The organism is Microbacterium ulmi (genome assembly GCF_011759705.1).
GTDB classification, from domain to species: Bacteria; Actinomycetota; Actinomycetes; order Actinomycetales; family Microbacteriaceae; genus Microbacterium; species Microbacterium ulmi.
The window spans coordinates 1,919,082-1,940,689 of record NZ_JAAOZF010000001.1 but is presented as its reverse complement, the minus strand read 5'-3'; the positions used below and the strand labels follow the sequence as shown (position 1 = coordinate 1,940,689).

The 21,608-nt window shown below is 71.0% G+C and carries 16 protein-coding genes; 7 read left to right on the top strand and 9 right to left on the bottom strand.

Features of this window, described 5'->3' with window-relative positions:
• Positions 1 to 515: 515 nt before the first annotated feature.
• The 4 genes from FHS08_RS09200 to FHS08_RS09185 are packed head-to-tail and all read right to left on the bottom strand — an operon-like array spanning position 516 to position 6,077.
• Complete coding sequence (locus FHS08_RS09200) at positions 516 to 2,876, bottom strand: beta-xylosidase/alpha-l-arabinosidase (RefSeq protein ID WP_167038261.1); 2,361 nt, start codon at positions 2,874 to 2,876, stop codon at positions 516 to 518.
• The gene (locus tag FHS08_RS09195) at positions 2,873 to 3,754 is read right to left on the bottom strand and encodes a carbohydrate ABC transporter permease (RefSeq protein WP_167038259.1); all 882 of its coding nucleotides are present in this window, start codon (positions 3,752 to 3,754) and stop codon (positions 2,873 to 2,875) included. The genes FHS08_RS09200 and FHS08_RS09195 overlap by 4 nt, the downstream gene beginning before the upstream one ends.
• Position 3,755: 1 nt before the next feature.
• Positions 3,756 to 4,745, bottom strand: coding sequence for a carbohydrate ABC transporter permease (locus tag FHS08_RS09190; RefSeq protein ID WP_167038257.1), 990 nt, complete (start codon positions 4,743 to 4,745; stop codon positions 3,756 to 3,758).
• A 6-nt stretch (positions 4,746 to 4,751) separates the two neighbouring features.
• Positions 4,752 to 6,077 carry an ABC transporter substrate-binding protein gene (locus tag FHS08_RS09185; RefSeq protein ID WP_167038255.1) on the bottom strand — a complete coding sequence of 442 codons (1,326 nt, stop codon included), beginning with the start codon at positions 6,075 to 6,077 and terminating at the stop codon, positions 4,752 to 4,754.
• Positions 6,078 to 6,210: 133 nt separating this feature from the next.
• Here FHS08_RS09185 and FHS08_RS09180 point away from each other — a divergent pair, with 133 nt between their 5' ends.
• Both FHS08_RS09180 and FHS08_RS09175 read left to right on the top strand, forming a co-directional pair.
• Positions 6,211 to 7,383: an ROK family transcriptional regulator gene (locus FHS08_RS09180; protein WP_167038253.1), complete on the top strand. Its 1,173-nt coding sequence runs from the start codon at positions 6,211 to 6,213 to the stop codon at positions 7,381 to 7,383.
• Between the two features lie 51 nt (positions 7,384 to 7,434).
• Positions 7,435 to 8,826: an aspartate aminotransferase family protein gene (locus FHS08_RS09175; protein ID WP_167038251.1), complete on the top strand. Its 1,392-nt coding sequence runs from the start codon at positions 7,435 to 7,437 to the stop codon at positions 8,824 to 8,826.
• A 2-nt stretch (positions 8,827 to 8,828) separates the two neighbouring features.
• Here FHS08_RS09175 and FHS08_RS09170 read toward each other — a convergent pair whose 3' ends face one another.
• The gene (locus FHS08_RS09170; protein WP_167038249.1) at positions 8,829 to 9,413 is read right to left on the bottom strand and encodes a TetR family transcriptional regulator; all 585 of its coding nucleotides are present in this window, start codon (positions 9,411 to 9,413) and stop codon (positions 8,829 to 8,831) included.
• Positions 9,414 to 9,753: 340 nt separating this feature from the next.
• On the opposite strand from FHS08_RS09170, the gene FHS08_RS09165 reads away from it, so the two are divergent.
• Positions 9,754 to 10,920, top strand: coding sequence for a polysaccharide deacetylase family protein (locus tag FHS08_RS09165; protein ID WP_167038247.1), 1,167 nt, complete (start codon positions 9,754 to 9,756; stop codon positions 10,918 to 10,920).
• 144 nt (positions 10,921 to 11,064) lie between these two features.
• On the opposite strand, the gene FHS08_RS09160 is transcribed toward FHS08_RS09165, so the two are convergent.
• Positions 11,065 to 12,306, bottom strand: a complete 1,242-nt coding sequence (locus FHS08_RS09160; RefSeq protein ID WP_167038245.1) for an alpha-amylase family glycosyl hydrolase — start codon at positions 12,304 to 12,306, stop codon at positions 11,065 to 11,067.
• 67 nt (positions 12,307 to 12,373) lie between these two features.
• On the opposite strand from FHS08_RS09160, the gene FHS08_RS09155 reads away from it, so the two are divergent.
• Both FHS08_RS09155 and FHS08_RS09150 read left to right on the top strand, forming a co-directional pair.
• Positions 12,374 to 12,985: a TetR/AcrR family transcriptional regulator gene (locus tag FHS08_RS09155; protein ID WP_167038243.1), complete on the top strand. Its 612-nt coding sequence runs from the start codon at positions 12,374 to 12,376 to the stop codon at positions 12,983 to 12,985.
• 298 nt (positions 12,986 to 13,283) lie between these two features.
• Complete coding sequence (locus FHS08_RS09150) at positions 13,284 to 14,936, top strand: thiamine pyrophosphate-binding protein (RefSeq protein ID WP_167038241.1); 1,653 nt, start codon at positions 13,284 to 13,286, stop codon at positions 14,934 to 14,936.
• A 66-nt stretch (positions 14,937 to 15,002) separates the two neighbouring features.
• Here FHS08_RS09150 and FHS08_RS09145 read toward each other — a convergent pair whose 3' ends face one another.
• Entirely contained in the window at positions 15,003 to 16,901 is a 1,899-nt protein-coding gene (locus FHS08_RS09145) for an FAD-dependent monooxygenase (RefSeq protein WP_167038239.1), read from the bottom strand.
• A 236-nt stretch (positions 16,902 to 17,137) separates the two neighbouring features.
• Here FHS08_RS09145 and FHS08_RS09140 point away from each other — a divergent pair, with 236 nt between their 5' ends.
• Entirely contained in the window at positions 17,138 to 17,848 is a 711-nt protein-coding gene (locus tag FHS08_RS09140; RefSeq protein WP_167038237.1) for an IclR family transcriptional regulator, read from the top strand.
• Positions 17,849 to 18,016: 168 nt separating this feature from the next.
• Here the strand turns inward: FHS08_RS09140 and FHS08_RS09135 are convergent, their stop codons facing one another.
• The gene (locus FHS08_RS09135) at positions 18,017 to 19,198 is read right to left on the bottom strand and encodes an FAD-dependent monooxygenase (protein WP_167038235.1); all 1,182 of its coding nucleotides are present in this window, start codon (positions 19,196 to 19,198) and stop codon (positions 18,017 to 18,019) included.
• 90 nt (positions 19,199 to 19,288) lie between these two features.
• Here FHS08_RS09135 and FHS08_RS09130 point away from each other — a divergent pair, with 90 nt between their 5' ends.
• The gene (locus FHS08_RS09130) at positions 19,289 to 20,035 is read left to right on the top strand and encodes a TetR/AcrR family transcriptional regulator (protein WP_208382248.1); all 747 of its coding nucleotides are present in this window, start codon (positions 19,289 to 19,291) and stop codon (positions 20,033 to 20,035) included.
• 93 nt (positions 20,036 to 20,128) lie between these two features.
• On the opposite strand, the gene FHS08_RS09125 is transcribed toward FHS08_RS09130, so the two are convergent.
• Positions 20,129 to 21,523, bottom strand: coding sequence for an MFS transporter (locus tag FHS08_RS09125; protein ID WP_167038232.1), 1,395 nt, complete (start codon positions 21,521 to 21,523; stop codon positions 20,129 to 20,131).
• Positions 21,524 to 21,608: the final 85 nt, after the last annotated feature.

The window sequence follows — 21,608 nt, the reverse complement described above, 5'->3', positions numbered from 1 at the left end:
GCCGGGACGAGGCACCCCACCCCGGCGTGTCCACCAGGCAGCCAGTCCCCACACGCACCGGGAACGGATGCCGAGGCCCAACCAGGCCGGCACCCACGACCGGGACAAGACCCGACCCGCCGGGACGAGGCACCCCACCCCGGCGTGTCCACCAGGCAGCCAGTCCCCACACGCACCGGGAACGGATGCCGAGGCCCAACCAGGCCGGCACCCAGGACTGGGACGAACCCCGACACGCCGGGACGAGGCACGCCACCCCGGCGTGTCCACCAGGCAGCCAGTCCCCACACACACCGGAAACAGGTGCCGAGACCCGACCAGGCCGGCACCCACGACTGGGACAAGACCCGACACGCCGGGACGAGGCGTCCCGCCCCGGGCGTGTCCACCAGGCAGCCAGTCCCCACACACACCGGGAACGGATGCCGGGGCCCGACCGCCACGCCGGCACCCGGTCCGACGAGCACAGACGAACGCCCCCTCGCCATCGGCGAAGGGGCGTTCGTCATCCGTCGTCAGGCGTCGGGCAGCACCGTGACGGACGCGTGGAGCTCTCGCGTGTGGTCGACCTGCCGCTCGGAGCCCGTGAGTCGCACGACCTGTGCGCTCACGATGTCGGCGCTCGATCGGCCCAGGCCGAAGACGATGTCTCCGGGCTCGACGATGCGGCGGCCGTCGCGCGACGTGAAGCTCGTGAGGTCGGCAGGAACACGGAAGGACACCTTCGCGCCCTCGCCGGGCTCGAGCTCGAGGCGCGCATACGACACGAGCCGCTGCACGGGCCGGACCGTCGAGGCGACCGGGTCGTTCACGTACAGCTGCACGACCTCCGCGCCTGCGCGGTCGCCCGTGTTGCGGACCGTCAGCGACACCGTGACCGAGCCGTCGACGGCGATCTCCCCGGCGTCTGCCGCGGCATCCGTCCACGAGAAGGTCGTGTAGCCGACACCGTGACCGAACGCGAACGCGGGGGTCGTGTCGATGTTCGACACGCCCGTCTTGCGCGCGAGCGGCGGGGCGAGGTACGTCGAGGGCTGAGCGCCCGGGTTCGACGGCACGCTCACGGGGAGGCGGCCGCTCGGGTTGATGCGTCCCGACAGGACGCCTGCGACCGCCGGAGTGCCCTCTTCGCCCGCGAAGAACGCCTCGACGATCGCCGCCGCCTCGGTCGCGGCGGAGCCCAGCGCGTAGGGACGGCCGGCAAGGAGCGTCGCAACGGTCGGGATGCCGGTCGCGATGACCGCGTCGAGCAGCTGCTGCTGAGCACCCGGGAGCGAGAGGTCGGAAGCGTCGCAGCCCTCGCCGCTCGTGCCGCGGCCGAACAGGCCCGCACGGTCGCCGAGGGCGACGATCGCGACATCCGCACCCTGCACGGATGCGAGGGCCTCGGCGAAGTCCCGCTCGCCGCCGTCGACGCTCGTGCCCTGCACGTAGGTGATCTCGGCGTCGGGGAACTCCTCGCGCAGCGACTCGAGCAGCGTCGGCAGGACGATGCCCGCGCCGAAGTCGGGGTGGTGGATCCCGACGTGCAGGGGGAACGAGTAGCAGCCGAGCACGGCGAACGGGTCGTCCCCGTTGGGCCCCACGAGCGCGATGCGCCGGGGGGCGTTCAGCGGCAGCGTGCCGTCGTTGCTCAGCAGGACGATCGCCCGCTCCGCGAGCTCGCGCGCGAGCGCCCGGTTCTCTGCGGGGTCGAGGTCGACCGTGCCACGCACGTCGTCGGCGGACGCCGTCTCGTCGCCCGCGAGCACGTCCGGCACGAAGCCCGCGTCTCCGTCGAGGAGACCGAGCTCGATCTTCTGCGAGAGCACGCGGCGCAGAGCCCGGTCGACGAGCGCCTCGGGCACGACGCCGTCGCGCACGGCGGCGACGAGTCCTGGGCCGAAGGTCTTGCGGCCGGGGAGCTCGACGTCGATGCCGGCCTGCAGCGCCTGGTGCGCGGCATCCGTCCAGTCCTCGGCGACGCCGTGCTGCGTGAGCAGGAACGCGATCGCGAAGTAGTCGGCCACGACCGTGCCGTCGAAGCCCCACGTGTCGCGGAGGAGCCCCGTCAGCAGCGACTCGTCGGCGGCGGACGGCACACCGTCGATGTCGGTGTACGAGTTCATGACGCTGCGCACGCCGCTCTCGCGGATCGCCATCTCGAACGGCGGCAGGATGACGTCGGCGAGCTCGCGGGGGCCGATCGAGACGGGCGCGAGGTTGCGGCCCGCCTTCGAGGTCGAGTACCCCGCGAAGTGCTTGAGCGTCGCGACGATGCCAGCGGACTCGAGGCCCTTGATGTAGGCCGTCGCGGTCGTGCCGACGAGGTACGGGTCCTCGCCGATCGTCTCCTCGACGCGGCCCCAGCGGGCGTCGCGCACGACGTCGAGCACGGGGGCCAGGCCCTGGTGCACGCCCATCTTGCGCATGTCGGCGCCGATCTGCGCGCCGACCCGCTCGACGATCTCGGGCGACCACGAGGCCCCCCACGACAGGGGCACGGGATACGCGGTCGCGCCCCACGCGGCGAAGCCCGCGAGGCACTCCTCGTGAGCGAGGGCCGGGATGCCCAGCCGCGACTCGGCGACGATGCGCTGCTGCGTGCGCAGGAGCGACACGGCGCCGGCCGCGGGGTCGACGGGGATCGTGCCGTACGTGCGCGTCAGCTGCCCGAGCCCGAGCGGCAGGAAGACATCGAGGTCGATGTCCTCCGTCATCTCGTTCTGGTTCGGGGCGACCTCGGCGCCGTCGTTCGACGCGGCGATCCAGATGCCGTAGAGCTGCGCGATCTTCTCTTCGAGAGTGAGCGCGCCGACGAGGGCCTCGACGCGCTCTGCCGTCGGCAGAGCGGCGTCGCGCCAGGGTTCGGTGATCACGGTGTCAGACAAGGTCATCCCTTCACAGCCCCCTGCAGGCCGCCGACGATGCGCTTCTCTGCGAGTGTGAAGAAGAGGATCGCCGGGAGCATCGCGAGGGACGTGTAGGCGAGCACGCCGGTCGTGTCCTGCCCGTAGGCCGTCGAGTAGAACTGCACGCCGAGCGGCAGCGTGTAGTTGTCGGGCCCGGCACCGCCGGCCTGCAGCACGAACAGCGGCAGCAGGTAGGCGTTCCAGCTGCCGATGAAGGCGAGCACCCCGACCGTCATGAGCCCGGGCATCGACAGCGGCAGCATGATGCGCCAGAAGAAGCCGATCCGGCTCGTTCCGTCGACGACCGCCGCGTCCTCCAGCTCGGCCGGGATGGCCCGGAGGAACGGGACGAGGATGATGATCGTCGTCGGCAGCGCGAACGCCACCTGGGGGATGATGAGGCCCCACCACGTGCCGAACAGGTTCATCTGTCGCAGCAGGACCGTCAACGGCAGGATCGAGATCGTCAGCGGGAACAGCAGGCCCGTCGTGAACAGGGCGTAGAGGAACCCGCGGCCCTTGAAGTCGTAGCGCGCGATGACGAATGCGGCCATGACGCCCAGGAGCATGACCCCGATGGTCGTGCCGAGTGCCGTGACGGTGCTCGCAAGAACCTGACGCCAGAACCGCGAGTCCGACAGGACTCGGATGTAGTTGTCGGCGAGCCACGGGTTGGGCAGGCCGGCAGGGTCGGCGAAGAAGTCCGGATTCGATCGGAAGCCGGCGACGATCACGTACAGGACGGGTCCCACCGCCAGCGCCGCGATGACGAGCGCCACGAGATAGACGATCGGTTGGCTCCAGTTGATGCGGGAGGTCCCCGCGCGGCGCATCTTGGGTGCGCGAATGGCAGTCGTGGTCATGTCAGCGCACCCCGCTGGTGAGAGAGCCCTGCAGATCGCGTCGCAGCGCGAAGCGCTGATACACCAGGGCGATGACGAGGGAGATGATGAACAGGACGACGGCGACAGCACTGCCGTACCCGATCTGAGAGACGTTCAGTCCGTTCTGGACCATGTAGACCGCCATCGTCGACGAGGCCTGCAGAGGCCCGCCGCCGGTCACGATCCACACCATGTCGAACAGCTGGAGCGATCCGATGATCGAGAGGAATGCCCAGATGCGGATGGTGGGGCCCAGCAGCGGCACGGTGATGTACCACTGCGTCTGCCACCAGTTGGCGCCGTCGAGAGCGGCGGCCTCGTTCAGCTCCTCGGGCACGCCGGCCAGACCCGCGAGCATCAGGATGATCGCGAGACCCAGGTACTTCCAGGTGAGGATGCCGAACAGCGTCCACATCACGACGTTCGGATCCGCGAGCCAGGCCGGAGGGTTCTCGACACCGAGCATGCGCAGCCACGTGTCGATCGGGCCATACCGCTGCGGGGGAACCGACTGGAGCATGATCTGGAACGCGAGGCCTGCGGTGACCTCGCTGAGGACGTAGGGGACGAAGATGAGCGCGCGCAGCAGCCCGCGGAAGCGCAGGGGCCGGTTCATCAGAAGCGCGACGAGGATCGCCAGGGGGCCCTGGATGAGGAGCGACGCGATGACGATGAAGAAGTTGTTGCCGATCGAGCGGTGGAACACCGGGTCGGCGAGGAGCCGGACGTAGTTGTCGAAGCCGATGAAGCGGTCCAGAGGTCCGAGCCCGCTCCAGTTGAAGAAGCTGTAGAACGCTGCCAGAACGACAGGGAGCAGAACGAAGGCGAGGTAGACCAGCACAGCGGGGCCCGCGAACAGGGCGATCTCGCTCCACCGGCGGATGAAGGCGGCCCTCGGCGCCTTCCTGCGGGGCAAGGGGCCCGGGCCCGCGGAAACGACCGCGGGCCCGGTGTTGTTGATGACTGTCATGAGGCGTTACAGGGTGGCTGCAGCCGCGTTCATCGCATCGGGGACCGACTGAGGCGTGCCGTCGCCGAACATCAGGTTGACGATGGCGTCGTTCATGGCCTTGCCGATGACCGGACCGTACTGCGTGTCCAGCCACGTCACGACGACGCTCGCGTTCTGCGTGCCTTCGGCGATCTGCTTGAGCACGGGGTCGGTGATGCCGGCCTCGGCACCCTTCACCGTCGGGATCTCGCCGGTCGCAGCGAAGCGCTTCTGCACGTCGGGGCTCATGACGTATTCGAGCAGGTCGAGCGTCGCGTCGGGAGCGTCCTTGTAGACGCCCCACGCGTCACCCGAGCCGAGCGCGGCACCGGGAGCGCCCTCGGCGCCCTCGATGTCGGGAACCGGCATCCACTTGAGCCACTCGGGAGCCGGCGGGTTGTCGGCCGGAGCGCCCGGGACGAGCTTCGCGACCTCACCGCGGTGCCACGTGCCCATGAGCTCCATGCCGGTCGCACCGGAGGCCAGCAGGCCGGCCGAGCTGTTCGGCACGCTCTGCGCGGGCGTGCTCGTCGGGTTCGACTGGAACGGGAGGTCGCCGGAGAAGCCGTCCATCCACGTCTTCAGGTTCTCGCCGGCCTTGACGAAGCAGGGGTCGTCGAACGTGAGGGTGTCGGCGGCCTCCTTGAGCGACTCGGGCGAGCAGGTCTTGATCGCGAACTGGTACCACCAGTGAGCCGCGGGCCAGCCGTCGCCGGCGCCGACGCCGATCGGCGCCACGCCCGCCTCGCTGAGCTTGTTGACGTCAGCCGTGAGCTCGTCGAAGGTCGCCGGGTTGTCGGTGATGCCCGCCTGGTCGAACAGCTCCTGGTTGTACCAGAGGCCTTCGATCCCGTACCGGAAGGGAATGCCGTACTGCTTGCCGTCGACGTTCCAGCCGGTGCCGGCACCGCCGACGCTGTCGACGACGTCCGTCAGGCCGCTGAGGTCCTTCAGGTAGCCCGCCTCGACCTGAGACTTGATCTCGCCCTCGGCCCAGACCATGAACAGGTCGGGTGCGGCGTCGCCGCCGGCCTGCAGGGCGTTGGGGATGAGCGTGCGCTGGAGGTCTTCGTTCTGGAAGGCCTCCACCTTGACCTGCACGCCGGGGTGGTCGCCCTCGAACTCCTTGGCGACGTCCTCCCAGAACGACTTCAGGGGCTCGCCGGTGCCGTTGTGCCACCAGGTGATGGTGACATCGCCACTGTCGGCGTCTCCGCCCTGGTCGCCGGCGGCACAGCCGGCGAGTGCGCCTACCGCGAGTCCCGCCGCGGCGATTCCCGCGACGGCACGCATGGTGCTGCGTGTGTTCATCTTCGAACCTCTCGAAAGTTTCGACCAATGTGTCGAAAGTGATGTGGACACCTTCACCCTAAATCCCCACAGATTGGTGGTCAAGCCCAACAAATATGTGGGAGGTCACGATCTGATCTCGTAGGGTGGTCGGATGGCAGATGGCATCGGTGCGATCGAAGGAGTCCGGCAGCGCAACCTGGCGCGCGTCCTGCGCATCGTGCATCTGGAGGGCCCGCTCTCCCGCGCTGCTCTGACGGAGGCCACGGGCCTCAATCGTTCCACGATCGGCGACCTCGTGTCGGAGCTCGCCGCCGCCCACCTCGTCGAGGAGCGCGCCCCCGACCCCAGCCGCCGAGTCGGACGCCCCTCCCCCGTCGTCTCGGCGGACTCGCACGTGGTCGCGATCGCGATCAACCCCGAGGTCGACGCCCTCACGATCGCCGCGGTCGGCCTCGATCGCGCGATCCCCGCCCGCGCGCGCCTCGAGCTGAACCACCTCCTCGCGCCAGACGAGACGGCGGCGCTCGTCGCGGATCAGATCGAGCAGTGGCGACGCAGTCCCCTCGCCGGCACGCGCATCGTCGCGACCGGGGTCGCGGTGCCGGGGCTCGTGCGGGCGTCCGACGGACTCGTGCGCAACGCCCCGCATCTCAGATGGACGGATGCCGCGATCCGCGACCTGCTCGAGCAGGCCACGGGTCTTCCGACCGTCGTCGGCAACGACGCGAGCATGGGCGCGCACGCCGAGCACCTCTTCGGCGCGGCGCAGGGCATCGACGACATCGTCTATCTCAACGGAGGCGCAAGCGGCATCGGCGGAGGCCTCGTGATCGACGGACGACCCGTCCTGGGCGCGGGCGGCTACGCGGGCGAGTTCGGGCAGAACCGTCCGGGCATCGCGGCGGCCGCGGACAGGCGCGCGGGCAACGGCGTGCTCGAGGACGAGGTGAGCCGCGTTCGCCTGCTCGCGGCGCTGGGCCTCACGAACGCCGACGAGCCGACGCTCGCCGCGGCGCTGCGTGCGTCGACGGCTCCCGACGTCGTCGAGGAGGTCGCGCGGCAGCGCCGCATCCTCACCACCGCCCTCACGAACGCCGTCAACGTGCTCAATCCGTCCGTCATCGTCCTCGGCGGGTTCCTCGCGATGATCGCCGAGCAGGACCTCGACGGTCTGACGGAGGCGGTCCGGTCGCAGGCGATGTTCGCGAACGCCGAGGCGCTCGCCATCCGCTCGGCGGCCCTCGCGGAGGATCGCCTGCTGATCGGAGCGGCCGAGGCCGCCTTCGGCGAGCTCCTGCGCGATCCGGTCCCCGCGGCCGCCTGACCCGCGCCGCCCGCGGCGCGCCGGTATCGTCGGGCGCAGGGAGGTGCACACATGACGACCGAGACCCCGATCGACGAGGCCGCGCTCCAGGCGAAGGCCCGCGATCACCTGTGGATGCACTTCGCTCGCCAGTCGGCGATGACGGAGGGACCCGGCATCCCGATCATCGTGCGAGGCGAGGGGCACCACATCTGGGATGCCGCGGGGAAGCGCTACATCGACGGCCTCTCGGGTCTGTTCGTCGTCAACGCGGGGCACGGCAGGCGTCGTCTGGCCGAGGCCGGCGCGCGGCAGGCCGAGAAGCTCGCGTTCTTCCCGATCTGGTCGTACGCGCACCCCGCCGCGATCGAGCTCGCCGAGCGGCTCGCCGCCTACGCCCCGGGAGACCTCAACCGCGTCTTCTTCTCTACAGGCGGGGGCGAGGCCGTCGAGACGGCGTTCAAGCTCGCCAAGCAGTACTGGAAGCTGGTCGGACGACACCGCAAGCACAAGGTCATCTCGCGCGCGATCGCCTATCACGGCACATCGCAGGGCGCCCTCGCGATCACGGGGCTTCCCGCCATGAAGGAGATGTTCGAGCCCGTCACGCCGGGCGGCTTCCGGGTGCCGAACACGAACTACTACCGCGCCCACGAGATGGGCTTCGACGGCTCGATCGAGCAGTTCGGGCTGTGGGCGGCGGACCGCATCGAGGAGATGATCGTCTTCGAGGGGCCCGAGACGGTCGCGGCCGTGTTCCTGGAGCCCGTGCAGAACTCGGGAGGATGCTTCCCGCCGCCGCCCGGCTATTTCCAGCGGGTGCGCGAGATCTGCGACCGGCACGACGTGCTCCTCGTCAGCGACGAGGTCATCTGCGCCTTCGGACGCATCGGGGAGTGGTTCGCGTGCGACGCGTACGGCTATGTCCCCGACATGATCACGTGCGCGAAGGCCATGACGAGCGGATACGCGCCGCTGGGGGCGACGATCGTGAGCGATCGGATCCACGAGCCGTTCTCCCACGGTCAGACGACGTTCCCGCACGGCTACACGTGGGCGGGGCATCCCGTCTCGGCGGCCGTCGCGCTCGAGAACCTCGACGTGTTCGAGGAGGAGCGGCTCAACGAGCGCGTCCGCGAGAACTCACCCGCCTTCCGCGCGACGCTCGAGCAGCTGCTCGACCTGCCGATCGTGGGGGATGTGCGCGGCGACGGGTACTTCTTCGGCGTCGAGCTCGTCAAGGACAAGGCGACGAGGGCGACGTTCACGGCGGACGAGTCGGAGCGCATGCTGCGCGGCTTCCTCTCGAAGGCGCTCTTCGACGCGGGTCTGTACTGCCGCGCCGACGACCGCGGCGACCCGGTCATCCAGCTCGCGCCACCGCTCACGACGGGGCCGACGGAGTTCGCCGAGATCGAGCAGATCCTCCGCAGCGTGCTGACGGAGGCATGGACGAGGCTCTAGCGTCAGGCCCGCGGCTCGGTGCCCGCGGCGAAGGCGGCACGGAAGAGGGCACGCGCACGCGTCGCCACCACGGCTCGTTCGACCGGGTCGCTGCGCGAGATCGCCCCCGCGAGCATCGCGGTCGCGAGCAGGACGTCCTCCGCCGAGACGGATGCCGCGAGATGCCCGGCCGCACGCTCACGGTCGACGAGACGCTCGACGACGGCCCGGTACCGCCGGCCGATGGAGCGCACGCGGGCGTCGTGCGGGTCGCCGCCGAGGAGCGTGATGAGCGCCGTCGAGACCATCGCCTGATCGGCGACGCGGTCGAGCAGGTCGTCGAGCGTGCGCTCCACCGGCGCCGTGAACGCCTCGAGCTCGGCGATGTTCTCGTCGAAGACGGCGACGGCGAGCGCCGTGCGGTCGGGGAAGTGCCGGTAGAGCGAGCCCTGGCCGACGCCCGCACGCTTCGCGATGGCGCTGAACGGCGCGCTCAGCCCCGACTGCGCGTACACCTCTCGCGCGGCGACGATGAGGGCTCGCCGATTGTCGGGGCCTGCGGCGGGGCCGCGGTTGCGGCGGGGCTTCGGATCCGAGGGGGTCGGCACGGGTACAACCTATTGCCGGACACTGTTGTCTGGTCGAGGAGACGACACACGCCATGGCGGTCCTGCCAGGCGCCGCCGAAGCGGACGCGCTCGCGGCATCCAGCGCCTTCCTCTCCAGCGACGACGGCGCGTAGGTCATCGGCGTGACCCTCGCGAGCGGCGGGCGACGGCCCGCGGCCTGAGCGGCGGACCACGGACGCAGGTTCAGGGGCTGTCCGCCCCGGAGTCTCGCTGTGCACAGGACTGTGGACGCCGGAGCGGTCGCCGTGCCGCAGGGGGCTAGGCTCGCGGTGACTGACGCCGCGTCTGGGGAGATGGCGGCGCTCGACTGGGGGCGACGATGGAACAGTCCGGCACGCGCCGAGGGGCGCGCGACGCGCGCACGGGTCGCCGACGCACGGCGCTCATCGCGAGCGGGGCCGTCGTGCTCGCGCTCGCCATCGCGACGCCCGTGCTCGTCGCGCGACTCGCGATCGCGGGGCAGCCGGCGGCCGCGGCATCCCCCACGGCGACGCAGGCGCCGACGCCTGCCCCGACACCGACTCCGACTCCGACTCCGCTGACCGAGGCGCAGCGGCTGCTGAAGGACTCGGGCGACCCGAACGCGTGCGCCGTGACGTTCGCCGGCGAAGGCATCGCGATGAGCGTCGTGCGGCAGACCCAGGGCGTGCTCTACCGCGACCTTCCCCTCCCCCGGCGGGACGGCTTCGTCTTCGGGGGGTGGTATCCCACGGATGCGGATGCCGCCGCCTACGCCGACGCCACGCGCATCAACGGCGCCGACGTCGTCGCCTGCGCGGATCAGCAGATCACGCTGCACGCCGCATGGACGACCCCCGACGCGTTCGCCGCTGCCGGCGTGCAGGTGCCGATCCTCATGTACCACCAGTTCACGGTCAGGCCCGAGGGCGAGTCGGGGTGGCTCCGCGGCAACTTTGCGTACGTCGGCGACGTCGAGGCGCAGATGGCGTACCTCGAGGCACAGCAGTTCTACCTGCCCACGTGGGACGAGCTCGAGGGCTTCATCGACGGGCGCGTCGCGCTGCCGAAGCGGTCCGTCGTGGTGACCGACGACGACGCCGACCAGACCTGGTTCGACCTCGGCGCCCCGATCGTCGCGAGCCACCACATCCTGTCGACGTCGTTCATGATCACGGCCTACCGGCAGGACCCGCCGCCGAACATGTACGTGCAGCGCCGCTCGCACACGCACGACATGCACAAGGCCGGAGCGAACGGCAAGGGGCAGATGGTCAACCTCTCCCCCGACGAGATCGCCGCCGACCTGAGCGAGTCCGCGCGCGTGCTCGGGGTCGCGCAGGTCATCGCCTATCCGTTCGGCCACTACGACGACCGCTCGAAGCAGGGCGTCGCCCAGGCGGGGTTCACGATGGCCCGGACGATCGACTGGGGCTATGTGAAGCCCGGCACCGACAAGCTGGCGCTGCCGGTCATCCGCATCAACTACGGCACGCCGCTCGACGAGTTCATCCGCGACGTGGGCTGACGGGCTCGCGCCGGCCGGGTGGACCGCGGCCGCGGCCGCGGGGCCGGGCGGGTGGGGCGCGACGCGCTGCGCCGGGCCGGCTGACCCGTCGCGATGCGACCAGCGGGACCGGCTGACCCTGCCCGACGCGCTGCGCCGGGCCGCTCACGAGCGCGGCCAGAGCACCTCGCCCGCGGCATCCGCGATCGTGACAGCGGGCGCGCGGTCGAGGTCGATCGCGACGTCGAGGAACGGCCCGCCGTGCGCCGCCTGCGCCCTATAGGCGTAGCGCGTGCCGGCAAGGCTCAGGGTCTGCGTCGTCGCGGTCGCGAGCCACGGGTGACGGCGCCGCAGTCCGATGAGGTCCTGGTGCGCGCGATGGACGCGCCGCCCCCACGGGGCGAGCCCGGCCGGGGTGTCGGGGAAGGACGGACGGATCGCGTCGTCGCCCCCGAGCCGATGCTCCTTGATGCCCGTGAACGCCTGCTCGTCGCCCGCATAGATCGAGGGGATGCCGCCCACCGTCATGAGGATCGCGAGCGCCGTGACGGCGCCGTCGGGCCCGAGGGTGGTCGCGATGCGGGTGACGTCGTGGTTCCCGACGAACGTGTTCGGCGTGAAGCGCTGGAGGAACCCGTTGTGACGGCGCAGCGCCCAGTCGAGCTCGAAGAGGTTGCCGTCCCGCAGGCTCGACCAGATGGCCTTCCACAGCTCGTACTGCGTGACGGAGTCCACGCCGGACGAGTCCACGAACGCCGAGTAGTCGCCGTGGATGACCTCTCCGAGGAACCATGCGTCGGGATGCGTCGCGCGCACGCGCGGCAGCACTCGCGCCCAGAACGCCGGGTCGATCGAGTAGGCCGCGTCGAGCCGCCAGCCGTCGACGCCCCGGTCGAGCCAGTGCGTCATGACGCGCACCGCATGGTCGGCGGTCCGTGGGTCGGCATGATCGAGGCGAGCGAGGGACGCGTGTCCCTCGAACACGCGGGGCGCAGGCCCGCCCGGTGCATCCCAGTCGATGTCGAAGATGCCGGCATCGCGGTCGGCCGCGCCGTCGCCGAGGGTGCGCAGGAGGTCCGGATGCCCGGCGTCGACGTGGCTGAACACGCCGTCGAGCACGAGGCGCAGTCCGCGTGCCCTGCACGCGACGACGAGGTCGTCGAGGTCGCGCTCGTCGCCGAGACGCGGGTCGATGCGGAAGGGGTCGACGACGTCATAGCCGTGCGTCCGCGAGGCGGACACGGGCCCGAGCAGCAGCCCGGAGGCGCCGAGCTCGACGGCGTAGTCGAGCCAGCCGAGCAGCCGCCGGATGCGAGGGGCGGGCGTCGCGTCGACATCGCGGATCGGGGCGCCGCAGAAGCCCAGCGGGTACACGTGCCACCAGATCGCATTCTCCTGCCAGCCCACGGGACCTCCTATTGAATCGCACTCACTAGCACTAGTGAGCGTAGTTCAGTAACGGTAGGATGGCCACATGGCTCGCATCGACCGTCAGCCCCGGAGACGCCTCGACCCCGATGCGCGCCGGTCGGCGATCCTGGATGCCGCCGCCGACGCGTTCGCGGAGAGTCCCTACGAGGATGTCTCCGTCTCGTCGATCGCCGCGCGGGCGGGCGCGTCCGACGCCCTCCTCTACCGCTACTTCGCGGGCAAGGAGGACCTGTACTCGGAGCTCGTCCGGGTCGCGATCCGCGATCTGCTCCGACGTCAGGCGGCGGCCCTGGCGGCGCTTCCCGCCGGGGTGCCCGTGCGAGATCGGCTCCGCGAGACGACGCTCGTCTATCTCGACCACATCGCCCACCACCCCGTCGCCTGGGCGATGCCGCTCACGACGCCCGGCAGCGAGCCCGCCGCGGTCGCCGGCATCCGCAGCGAGACCCGCCGCGAGTACGTCGAGCGGCTGCGCTCGCTGCTCGCGGCGCAGACTCAGGCGCGGCACGAGTACGCCCTATGGGGGTACTTCGGCTTCCTCGACGCCGCCTGTCTGCGCTGGGTCGAGCGCGGCTGCCCCGACGAGGACAGGTGGTCGCTCATCGACGCCGCGCTCGGGGCGCTCGAGGGCGCACTCGGCGACTGGGCCGCGTAGCGCTCGTCCGCATCGCGCTGGACCGTCGCGACCGGGCGGTCACCGACCGAAGCGGGCACGACCGTACGTTCACGAGCAGCGCGGGCACGACCCGCGATCACGACCCGGCGCGGGCACGACCCCGCGATCGGGTCCGTGGGCGATCCTGCCCGCGCGCGAGCGCCCCGTATACTCGGAACGTCCGGCGGCACCGCCGCCGGTGCTCGAAAAATGGGCACGCAGCCGCCTCGGCGATGAGGCCTCGGCGCGCGAGACACATACGGCTTCCGCATCCGTCCCCGTCTCGTGAGGTCTTCCCATGCCCACCGTCTCCGCGCACGTCGCCGTTGCCCTCGCCGCCCACATCGACCACGTCTTCGGGGTGATGGGCAACGGCAACGCCTGGTTCCTCGACGCCCTCGAACGCCAGACGTCCGCGACCTACACGGCCGCCAGGCACGAAGCGGGCGCCGTCGTCGCGGCCGACGCCTATCATCGTGCGTCCGGCGGGCTCGCGGCCGCGACCACGACGTACGGCGCCGGGTTCACGAACACCCTGACCGCCCTCGCAGAGGCCGTCCAGGCGCACTCGCCGCTCGTCCTCGTCGTCGGCGACGAGCCGACGTCCGGGCCGCGCCCGTGGGACGTCGACCAGATCGCGCTCGCCTCGGCGGTCGGAGCGCGGACGTACACGGTGGGACGGACGGATGCCGCGGCCACGACCGTCATCGCGATCGAGCACGCCCTCGCCTACCGAGTGCCGACCGTGCTCGCGATCCCGTACGACGTCGCGACGCTCGAGGCGGGACCCGTCCCCGCCGCGCCGGATCCCGTGCTGCCGGGTCCCGTCGAGCCGCGCGGCCCCTTCGCCGCCGCGGCCGTGTCGTCGCTCGCGCGCGAGCTGGCCTCCGCCGAGCGCCCGTTCCTGCTCGCGGGGCGCGGGGCGTGGATCGCGGGCGCAGGCGATGCGCTCGGAGCGCTCGCGGACGCGACGGGCGCGATCACGGCGTCGACCGCGCTCGGCCGCGGGATCTTCCCCCGCACCGAGTTCGACCTCGGGGTGACCGGAGGGTTCGGTGCGGACGGCGCGATGGAGCTCGTGCGCCGGGCCGACGTCGCCGTCGTGTTCGGGGCATCCCTCAATCAGTTCACGATGCGGTTCGGCGACCTCTTCGCCCCCGGCGCACGCATCGTGCAGGTCGACGTGGCGCCCGCCGCGACGCATCCGCACGTCGGCGGGTTCGTGCGGGGCGATGCGCGGGTCGTCGCCTCGGCCCTCGTCGAAGAGCTCGCCGCGATGGGCGCCGGGCCGAGCGGATGGCGCGAGTCCGTCGATCTCATGCCGCTGCGGGCATACGATGCGGCGCCGGAGTTCGCCGACGACGGGCGGCTCGACCCGCGCTCGGTCGCCGCGCGCATCGGCTCGCTCCTGCCCGACGACCGGGTCGTCGTCTCGGACGGCGGACACTTCATCGGGTGGGCGAACATGTACTGGCCGGTCGCCTCCCCCGACCGCATGCTCATGGTGGGCACGGCGTACCAGTCGATCGGCCTGGGGCTGCCGTCGGTGGCCGGCGCCGCCCTCGCCAGGCCGTCGGCGACGGTCGTGCTCACGACCGGTGACGGCGGTGGCCTCATGGCCCTCGCCGACCTCGAGTCGGCCGTGCGGGTCGCCGGCGGCCACGGCCTCGCCGTCGTGTGGAACGACGGTGCGTACGGCGCAGAGGTGAACCTCTACGGTGTCAAGGGCGTCGCCCGCGAGCCGATGATGATCCCCGAGGTCGATTTCGCAGGCCTCGCGCGCGCAGTGGGGGCGGAAGGGGTCGTCGTGCGGACGCTCGCCGACCTCGACCGCCTCGCATCGTGGGCGGCGGAGGACGCGGCATCCCGTCCCTTCCTCCTCCTCGACTGCCGCGTCTCGACCGCCGTCGTCGCCCCCTATCAGCAGGAGATCATCCGGGTGAACTCCTGACCGCGCCGCGCCCCCGCCGCCGCCCTCCCCGGGCCCCGGGCGCCGTCGCCCGGGAACGGGAGAGGGTCAGGCGGTGACGGAGGCTCGCGCAGGGACCATGCTCTGCGCGAAGAAGGACGAGAGCTCCTCCGTGGCCGAGAGCGGCAGGACGGCGGCGACGTACTGGTCGGGCCGTACGGCGACCACGACGCCGTCGCGCGAGAGCCCGCGCTCGTCGAAGACGTCGGTGCTCGTCCAGGTGCTGATCCCCGCCGCGAAGACCTTCTCCCAGTCCGTCAGCCCGAGCGGTCCGCTCCTCGGGCGGAAGATCCCGGGCACCTTCGCGACGTCGACGTCCTCGTACCGCTGCTGATAGACGACCTTGACGTCGAAGACGGCGTCGAGGTCGGCATCCATCGGCGTGTGCCGCAGCACGGGCGAGTCCGGCGCCGTCGCGAGCCACTCGGCCCAGTCCGCGAGAGCGGATGCCGCTCCCGCCGCGGGCGCGTCCGCGAAGGCGTAGAGGCGCCAGCGCCCGTCGGCCTTCGCGTGGTGCCCCAGGTGCACGGCATTGCCGTCCGCGACCAGCACGACCTCGGAGCTCTTGAAGCGCTTGCCGAGCGGGAATCCCTCGGCGAGCGCCTGGTGCGCGGCATCCGCCACGATCGCCGACGGGCCGTACTGCGTCATGAACCCGGAGGGGAACTCGGCTGTCCCGAGGTAGTAGTTCGCGAGCTCGAGCGGGTCGGAGATCTCCTCGGGCTTGCGCGCCATGAGCGAGGACCACTCCTTGTCGAAGTCGATGAGCTGCTGGGCGACGGGCCGCCGCTCGGCAGCGTAGGTAGCGAGGAGCGACGCGGGAGCGAGACCCGTGAGCACCGATCCGAGCTTCCAGCCGAGGTTGAAGCCGTCCTGCATCGAGACGTTCATGCCCTGGCCGGCCTTCGCGCTGTGGGTGTGGCACGCGTCGCCCGTGAGGAAGACGCGGGGCGTCCGGTCCGAGCCCTCGGGGACGTCGTCGAACCCGTCGGTCACGCGGTGCCCGACCTCGTAGACGCTGCTCCACGCGACCTGCTTCACGTCGATCGTGTACGGATGCAGGATCTCGTTCGCGCGCCGGATGACCTCCTCGATCGGAGTCCGGCGCACGCGGTGATCGTCGTCCTCCGCGACGGCGCCGAGATCGACGTAGATGCGCGACAGGTAGCCGCCCTCGCGCGGGATGTGCAGGATGTTGCCTGCGCGCGCGTTGATGGCGCACTTGGTGCGCCAGTCGGGGAAGTCGGTCTCGACCAGGACGTCCATGACGCCCCACGCGTGCAGCGAGACGCCGCCGACGTGCACGCGGCCGATCGCCTCGCGCACGCGGCTGCGCGCGCCGTCGCAGCCCGCGACGTACCTCGCGCGGACGGTGCGCTCCTGCCCCGTCTTGTCGCGCAGACGCACCTCGACGGGATGCTCGCCCTCCTCGTGCACCGTGAGGCCGAGGAACTCGACGCCGTAGTCCGGCACGATGCGCGCGGGCCCGAGAGCGGCCGCCTCGGCGAAGTAGTCGAGCACGCGCGCCTGGTTGACGATGAGGTGCGGGAACTCGCTGATCTTGAGCCCGTAGTCGTCGGTGCGGGCCGTGCGGACGATGTTCGCGGGGTTCTCGGGATCGGGCCCCCAGAAGTTCATGTACGCGATGTTGTACGCCTCGGCGACGATGCGCTCCGCGAACCCGAACGCCTGGAACGTCTCGACGCTGCGGGGCTGGATGCCGTCGGCCTGCCCCAGCTCGAGCCGTCCCTCCCGGCGCTCCACGAGGCGCGTCGTGATGCTGGGGTACTGCGAGAGCTGGGCCGCGAGCAGCATCCCGGCCGGCCCCGACCCGACGATGAGCACGTCGACCTCGTCCGGCACGTCGGCGGGGCGGTCGATCCCCGTGCCCGCGGCGGGCTGCAGGCGCGGGTCGGCCGAGACGTAGCCGTGGTGGTGGAACTGCATCGGATTCTCCTCATCGTCGAGGTCTTGTCGGTGCGCTCGCTGTGTTCTATTTTCGAACGAGCAGTTCTACTATTGAACAGATCGTATACGAAACGCGCGCCGCGGCGCAATCGCTCGCGCAGGCGCGCTCCGGTGGCCGATCGATGCGGGCCGAGATCACGCGAATGACGGTCGATCGGCGCGGTGAGACGGGCGAAGTCGACCAGGCCGAAGAACGCCGAAGAACAGGAGACGGCATGAGCGGATCGAACCGAGAGGGGCCGGCGTCCCAGACGCTCAGTCGCGGCATCCGGATCCTCGAGATCCTCGCCGACGAACGCGGGCCCCTCTCGATAGACGAGCTCGCGGGACGACTCGGCGTGCACCGCTCGATCGCCTACCGGCTCGTGCGCACTCTCGAGCACCACGGGGTCGTCGCGCGCGACGCGGCCGGGCATGTGCAGCTGGGTCCGCGATTGGCGGCGCTCGCGGCGGGCGTCGCGCACGATCTGCAGGCCGAGGCCCTCCCCGAGCTGACCGCCGTCGCGAACGACCTTGGCATGACGTGCTTCCTCGCAGTGCTCGACCGCGACGAATGCATCACGCTCGCGAGCGTCGAGCCTCGCCACACGGTCGCGTCGGTCGCGCAGCGACCCGGAGCGCGGCACTCGATCCTCGTGGGCGCGCCGAGCAAGGCGATCCTGTCACGGCTTCCCGAGTCGGACTGGCCGGCCGCGATGCCGGAGAGGCTGCGCGCCGAGATCGCGCAGGCGGCCGAGCGCGGGTACGCCACGAGCCACGACGAGGTCATCCCGACCGTGCAGGCGGTGTCGGTGCCGCTGGGGCTGCGCACGCACCGCCCCGCGGCGATCGCCGTCGTGCACGTCGCGGGGCCGGCAGACGCCGCCTCGATCGCGGAGCGGCTTTCTCAGTCGGCCGCCGCGATCCGGGAGGCGCTCGGGGGCTGAGCCGGCGGGGTTTGCCGCACGGTGGGCGTGCAGAACTCCACAGATCTGCACCCGGCACCCACCTGCTCCCCCGGGTTTCCGTGGGCATCGCGGGGGCGGACGCCGAATCGTGTGGAGTTCTGCACGTGCCAACCGCGGGCCGATGGTCGGCTGCGTTCCCAGGCCCGCTCAGCGCAGGCGGTAGTCGGGGATCGCGTCGTCGGTCGCGAAGGCGTCGGTCATCCACATCATGGTCCGCAGCACCGCGCGGTTGGCGAAGGTCCAGTCCCGCAGCCTGATCCGCATCTCCGACGGCGGCGCGAGGAAGGATCCCGCGCTTCCGGAGCGGGCGATCCTCGTCGGCTTGACCATCCGCCGGTCGTACGCTGCGAGCGCCGCCGCGTGATCCCCGCGTGCCGCGACGAGCTCACCGGCGAGCACGTACGCGCCGACCAGCGCGAGCCCCGTGCCGAAGCCGCCGAGCGTGTTGGCGTAGCCGGCGTCTCCGACGAGTGCCACCCGTCCTCGCGTGAAGGATCGCATGCGCGTGCGGGTCAGAGCGTCGAGGTAGAAGTCGGATGCCTCGTGCGCCGCGTCGAGCATGGCGGGCACGCGCCAGCCCACGCCCGCGAAACCTCGTCGGAGGAACGTCAGCTGAGAGGCCGTGTCGTGCCGGTCGTAGTCGGCGCTGCCGGCCTGGAACACGAAGAGGCTCGGCGCCTTCTGGCCGCCCACCACCGCGAGTCGTCCGGGTGCGCTGTAGGCGTAGGCGACGCCGCGACCGTCGGGCAGCTGCGTCTCGAGCCCGTCGAGTGGGACCGCCCCGCTCGCGACCGCGTAGTAGTGGCCGCTCGGCTGGACGTACTGCTGCTCGGGTCCGAAGGCGAGCCTGCGCACCGCCGAGTGCACACCGTCGGCACCGATCACGAGGTCGAAGCGCTCGGTCGTGCGGTGGGCGAACTCGACGTCGACTCCGCGCGGCGAGTCGTGGAGAGAGACGATCTCGTCGCCGAACACGTACTCGACGTCGGCGGCGCTGTGCCGGTGCAGAATGGCGGCCAGGTCTCCCCGCAGGATCTCGATGTCGCCCCCGATGAACTCGCCCGGCATCACGGCCTTGACACGATCTGCCTCGTCGACGAGCCGCCAGTCGGTCTTCGAGGTCTGAGCGGCATGGACGTCGTCGAGGACCCCCATGCGTGTCAGCACGTCCTTGTGCGTGCGTCCCTTGAAGTCGACGGCCTGGCCGCCGGCACGCACGGCCGCCGACTTCTCGACGACCGTCACATCGAACCCGTTGCGCCCCAGCCAGCGCGCGAGGGCGGGGCCGGCGATGCTCGCCCCCGAGATGAGGATCTTCACTGCGGACATGCTCAGTTGCTCCTTTGCCGAATTAATTGCGTCTGTTGGACACAATACATACCGCGTACGCTGGACGCAATTGATTCGACGGGAGCCGCAATGACGACCGAGAGCGCGGATGCCGATCCCCCGGCCTCGTTCGAGGGCGTGATGTCGCTGCTGTGGAACAGGACGCAGACGACGAAGCGCGGGCCCAGGCCCCGGTTCACCCTCGACGAGATCGCCGACGCCGGGATCGCCCTCGCCGACGAGCAAGGCCTCGATGCGGTCACCATGCATGCCGTCGCGGAGCGACTCGGCACCACGAAGATGGCTCTCTACCGGTACGTGCCCGGCCGCGCCGAGCTCGATGCCGTGATGCTCGACCGAGCACTCGGCCAGCCGCCGGATCCGGTCGCCGGTGACTGGCAGACCTCATTGGCGGCGTGGGCACGGCTCGTCTACGAGCGATATCTCGCACGGCCGTGGTCGGTCGAGCTCGTGCAGCGGCCGCATCCACCCGGCCCGTGCGAGCTCGCGTGGTTCGAGGCGGGCCTTCACACGCTGGCAGGACTGCCGCTCACCGGGGGCGAGAAGCTCGACGCGCTCGCGCTGCTGTCGGGTCAGGCGATCTCGATCGTGCGCCAGCAGGCATTCGCATCGACACCCGAGCACGACCTCGCCGCCGCGCTCGCGCCGGTGTTCGCTGAGCGATCGTCGAGCTATCCGCAGACGGCCGCCGCGTTCGCCGACGCCGCCGACGGCGGCCGCGAGGGCGCCCTGCGGTTCGGAGTCGAGCGGATCGTCGCCGGACTCGAGGCCCTCGCGCGCGACCGATCGGACCCGGCCGGCACCCCCGTGTCGTGATCGCGTGCTGGGCGACGGGCCTGCGGCCCTGACCCATCCCCATGCACGAACGGGCGGCTCCGGCATCCGGAACCACCCGCCCGTGCGTGACGCTCAGACCTTCGCCAGTCCGCGGATCGGGCTGATCGCCTGCTCGGCCTCGTGGTCGGGACCGAGCGGGATGCCGCTGCGATCGCGCAGCAGAAGGGTCGCGATGAGGGCCAGCACGACGGTTCCCGCGAGGTACCACGAGACGGCCGTCGTCGAACCCGTCGCCTGCACGAGCCACTGCGCGATCGTGGGGGCGAACGCGCCGCCGAGGATCGCGCCGAGCGCGTACGAGATCGAGACGCCCGAGAACCGGATCGAGGCGGGGAACAGCTCCGTGTAGAGCGCGGCCTGGGGCCCGTAGGTCAGACCGAGGCCGATCGTGAGCAGGACGAGTCCGAGCGCCAGCAGCACGATGCTGCCCGTGTTGACGAGGGGGAACACGGCGAAGACCGCAGCGAGGAGGATGACCCACCCGATGATGTACGTCGTGCGTCGGCCGATCCGGTCGGAGACCCAGCCGCCGATCCACGTGAACAGCAGCCACGAGACGGCCGAGACGGTCACGGCCCACAGCACCTGAGCCGTGTCGAGGCCGAGGGGACCCTGGGGGTCGGTCGCGTACCGCTGGATGTAGCCGCCCGTCGTCATGTAGCCGACCGCGTTGTTGCCGACGAAGACGAAGGCCGCGACGAGCACGAGGAGGGTGTGCTTCTTGAACAGCTGGACGATCGGCATCCGGGTCTGCTCCTTGCGCTCCGCGAGCTCGATGAAGACGGGGCTCTCCTCGACGCGGCGGCGGATGTAGTAGCCGACGACGATGAGCACGACGCTCAGCAGGAACGGCACGCGCCAGCCCCACGTGAGGAACGCCTCGCCGGGGGCGATCGCGGCCATGAGCGCCATGACGCCCGACGCGAGCAGAAGGCCCAGCGGCACGCCGATCTGCGGCGACGCGCCGAACAGGCCGCGCTTGGCCTTCGGCGCGTGCTCGACGGCCATGAGGACGGCTCCGCCCCACTCGCCGCCCGCCGAGATCCCCTGCAGGATGCGCAGGAGCACGAGGAGGATGGGGGCGGCGACGCCGATCGCGGCGTACGTCGGCAGAAGGCCCACGAGGGTCGTCGCGACTCCCATGAGGATGAGCGTGAGCATCAGGACGAGCCTGCGGCCGTACCTGTCGCCGAGGTGCCCCGCGAGGAACGCGCCGAGCGGACGGAACAGGAAGCTGATGCCCACGGTGATGAACGAGAGGATCTGCGCGAACTCCTCGCCCGCGGGAGCGAAGAAGAGCTGTCCGAAGACGAGTCCCGCCGCCGACGCGTAGATGAAGAAGTCGTACCACTCGACGGTCGTCCCGACGACGGTCGCGAAGACGACGCGTCGGCGGTCGGCTTGTGTCGCGATCGTGCCGGTGGGAGTGAATCCGTCTGCGTATCCCGCGGACTGGGGTGTGCTCATGTCCTTGACTCCTATGTCAGGTCGACGTCACTGTCTGGAGCAGGCGGCTTCTCCGCGAGGAGGATGCCGCTTGCCCGATGGCGAC

Excerpts from the sequence above, each read along its gene's own strand:
- FHS08_RS09200 (WP_167038261.1), bottom strand. The coding sequence starts at position 2,876 with ATGACCTTGTCTGACACCGTGATCACCGAACCCTGGCGCGACGCCGCT.
- FHS08_RS09195 (WP_167038259.1), bottom strand. The coding sequence starts at position 3,754 with ATGACCACGACTGCCATTCGCGCACCCAAGATGCGCCGCGCGGGGACC.
- FHS08_RS09190 (WP_167038257.1), bottom strand. The coding sequence starts at position 4,745 with ATGACAGTCATCAACAACACCGGGCCCGCGGTCGTTTCCGCGGGCCCG.
- FHS08_RS09185 (WP_167038255.1), bottom strand. The coding sequence starts at position 6,077 with ATGAACACACGCAGCACCATGCGTGCCGTCGCGGGAATCGCCGCGGCG.
- FHS08_RS09180 (WP_167038253.1), top strand. The coding sequence starts at position 6,211 with ATGGCAGATGGCATCGGTGCGATCGAAGGAGTCCGGCAGCGCAACCTG.
- FHS08_RS09175 (WP_167038251.1), top strand. The coding sequence starts at position 7,435 with ATGACGACCGAGACCCCGATCGACGAGGCCGCGCTCCAGGCGAAGGCC.
- FHS08_RS09165 (WP_167038247.1), top strand. The coding sequence starts at position 9,754 with ATGGAACAGTCCGGCACGCGCCGAGGGGCGCGCGACGCGCGCACGGGT.
- FHS08_RS09155 (WP_167038243.1), top strand. The coding sequence starts at position 12,374 with ATGGCTCGCATCGACCGTCAGCCCCGGAGACGCCTCGACCCCGATGCG.
- FHS08_RS09150 (WP_167038241.1), top strand. The coding sequence starts at position 13,284 with ATGCCCACCGTCTCCGCGCACGTCGCCGTTGCCCTCGCCGCCCACATC.
- FHS08_RS09145 (WP_167038239.1), bottom strand. The coding sequence starts at position 16,901 with ATGCAGTTCCACCACCACGGCTACGTCTCGGCCGACCCGCGCCTGCAG.
- FHS08_RS09140 (WP_167038237.1), top strand. The coding sequence starts at position 17,138 with ATGAGCGGATCGAACCGAGAGGGGCCGGCGTCCCAGACGCTCAGTCGC.
- FHS08_RS09135 (WP_167038235.1), bottom strand. The coding sequence starts at position 19,198 with ATGTCCGCAGTGAAGATCCTCATCTCGGGGGCGAGCATCGCCGGCCCC.
- FHS08_RS09130 (WP_208382248.1), top strand. The coding sequence starts at position 19,289 with ATGACGACCGAGAGCGCGGATGCCGATCCCCCGGCCTCGTTCGAGGGC.
- FHS08_RS09125 (WP_167038232.1), bottom strand. The coding sequence starts at position 21,523 with ATGAGCACACCCCAGTCCGCGGGATACGCAGACGGATTCACTCCCACC.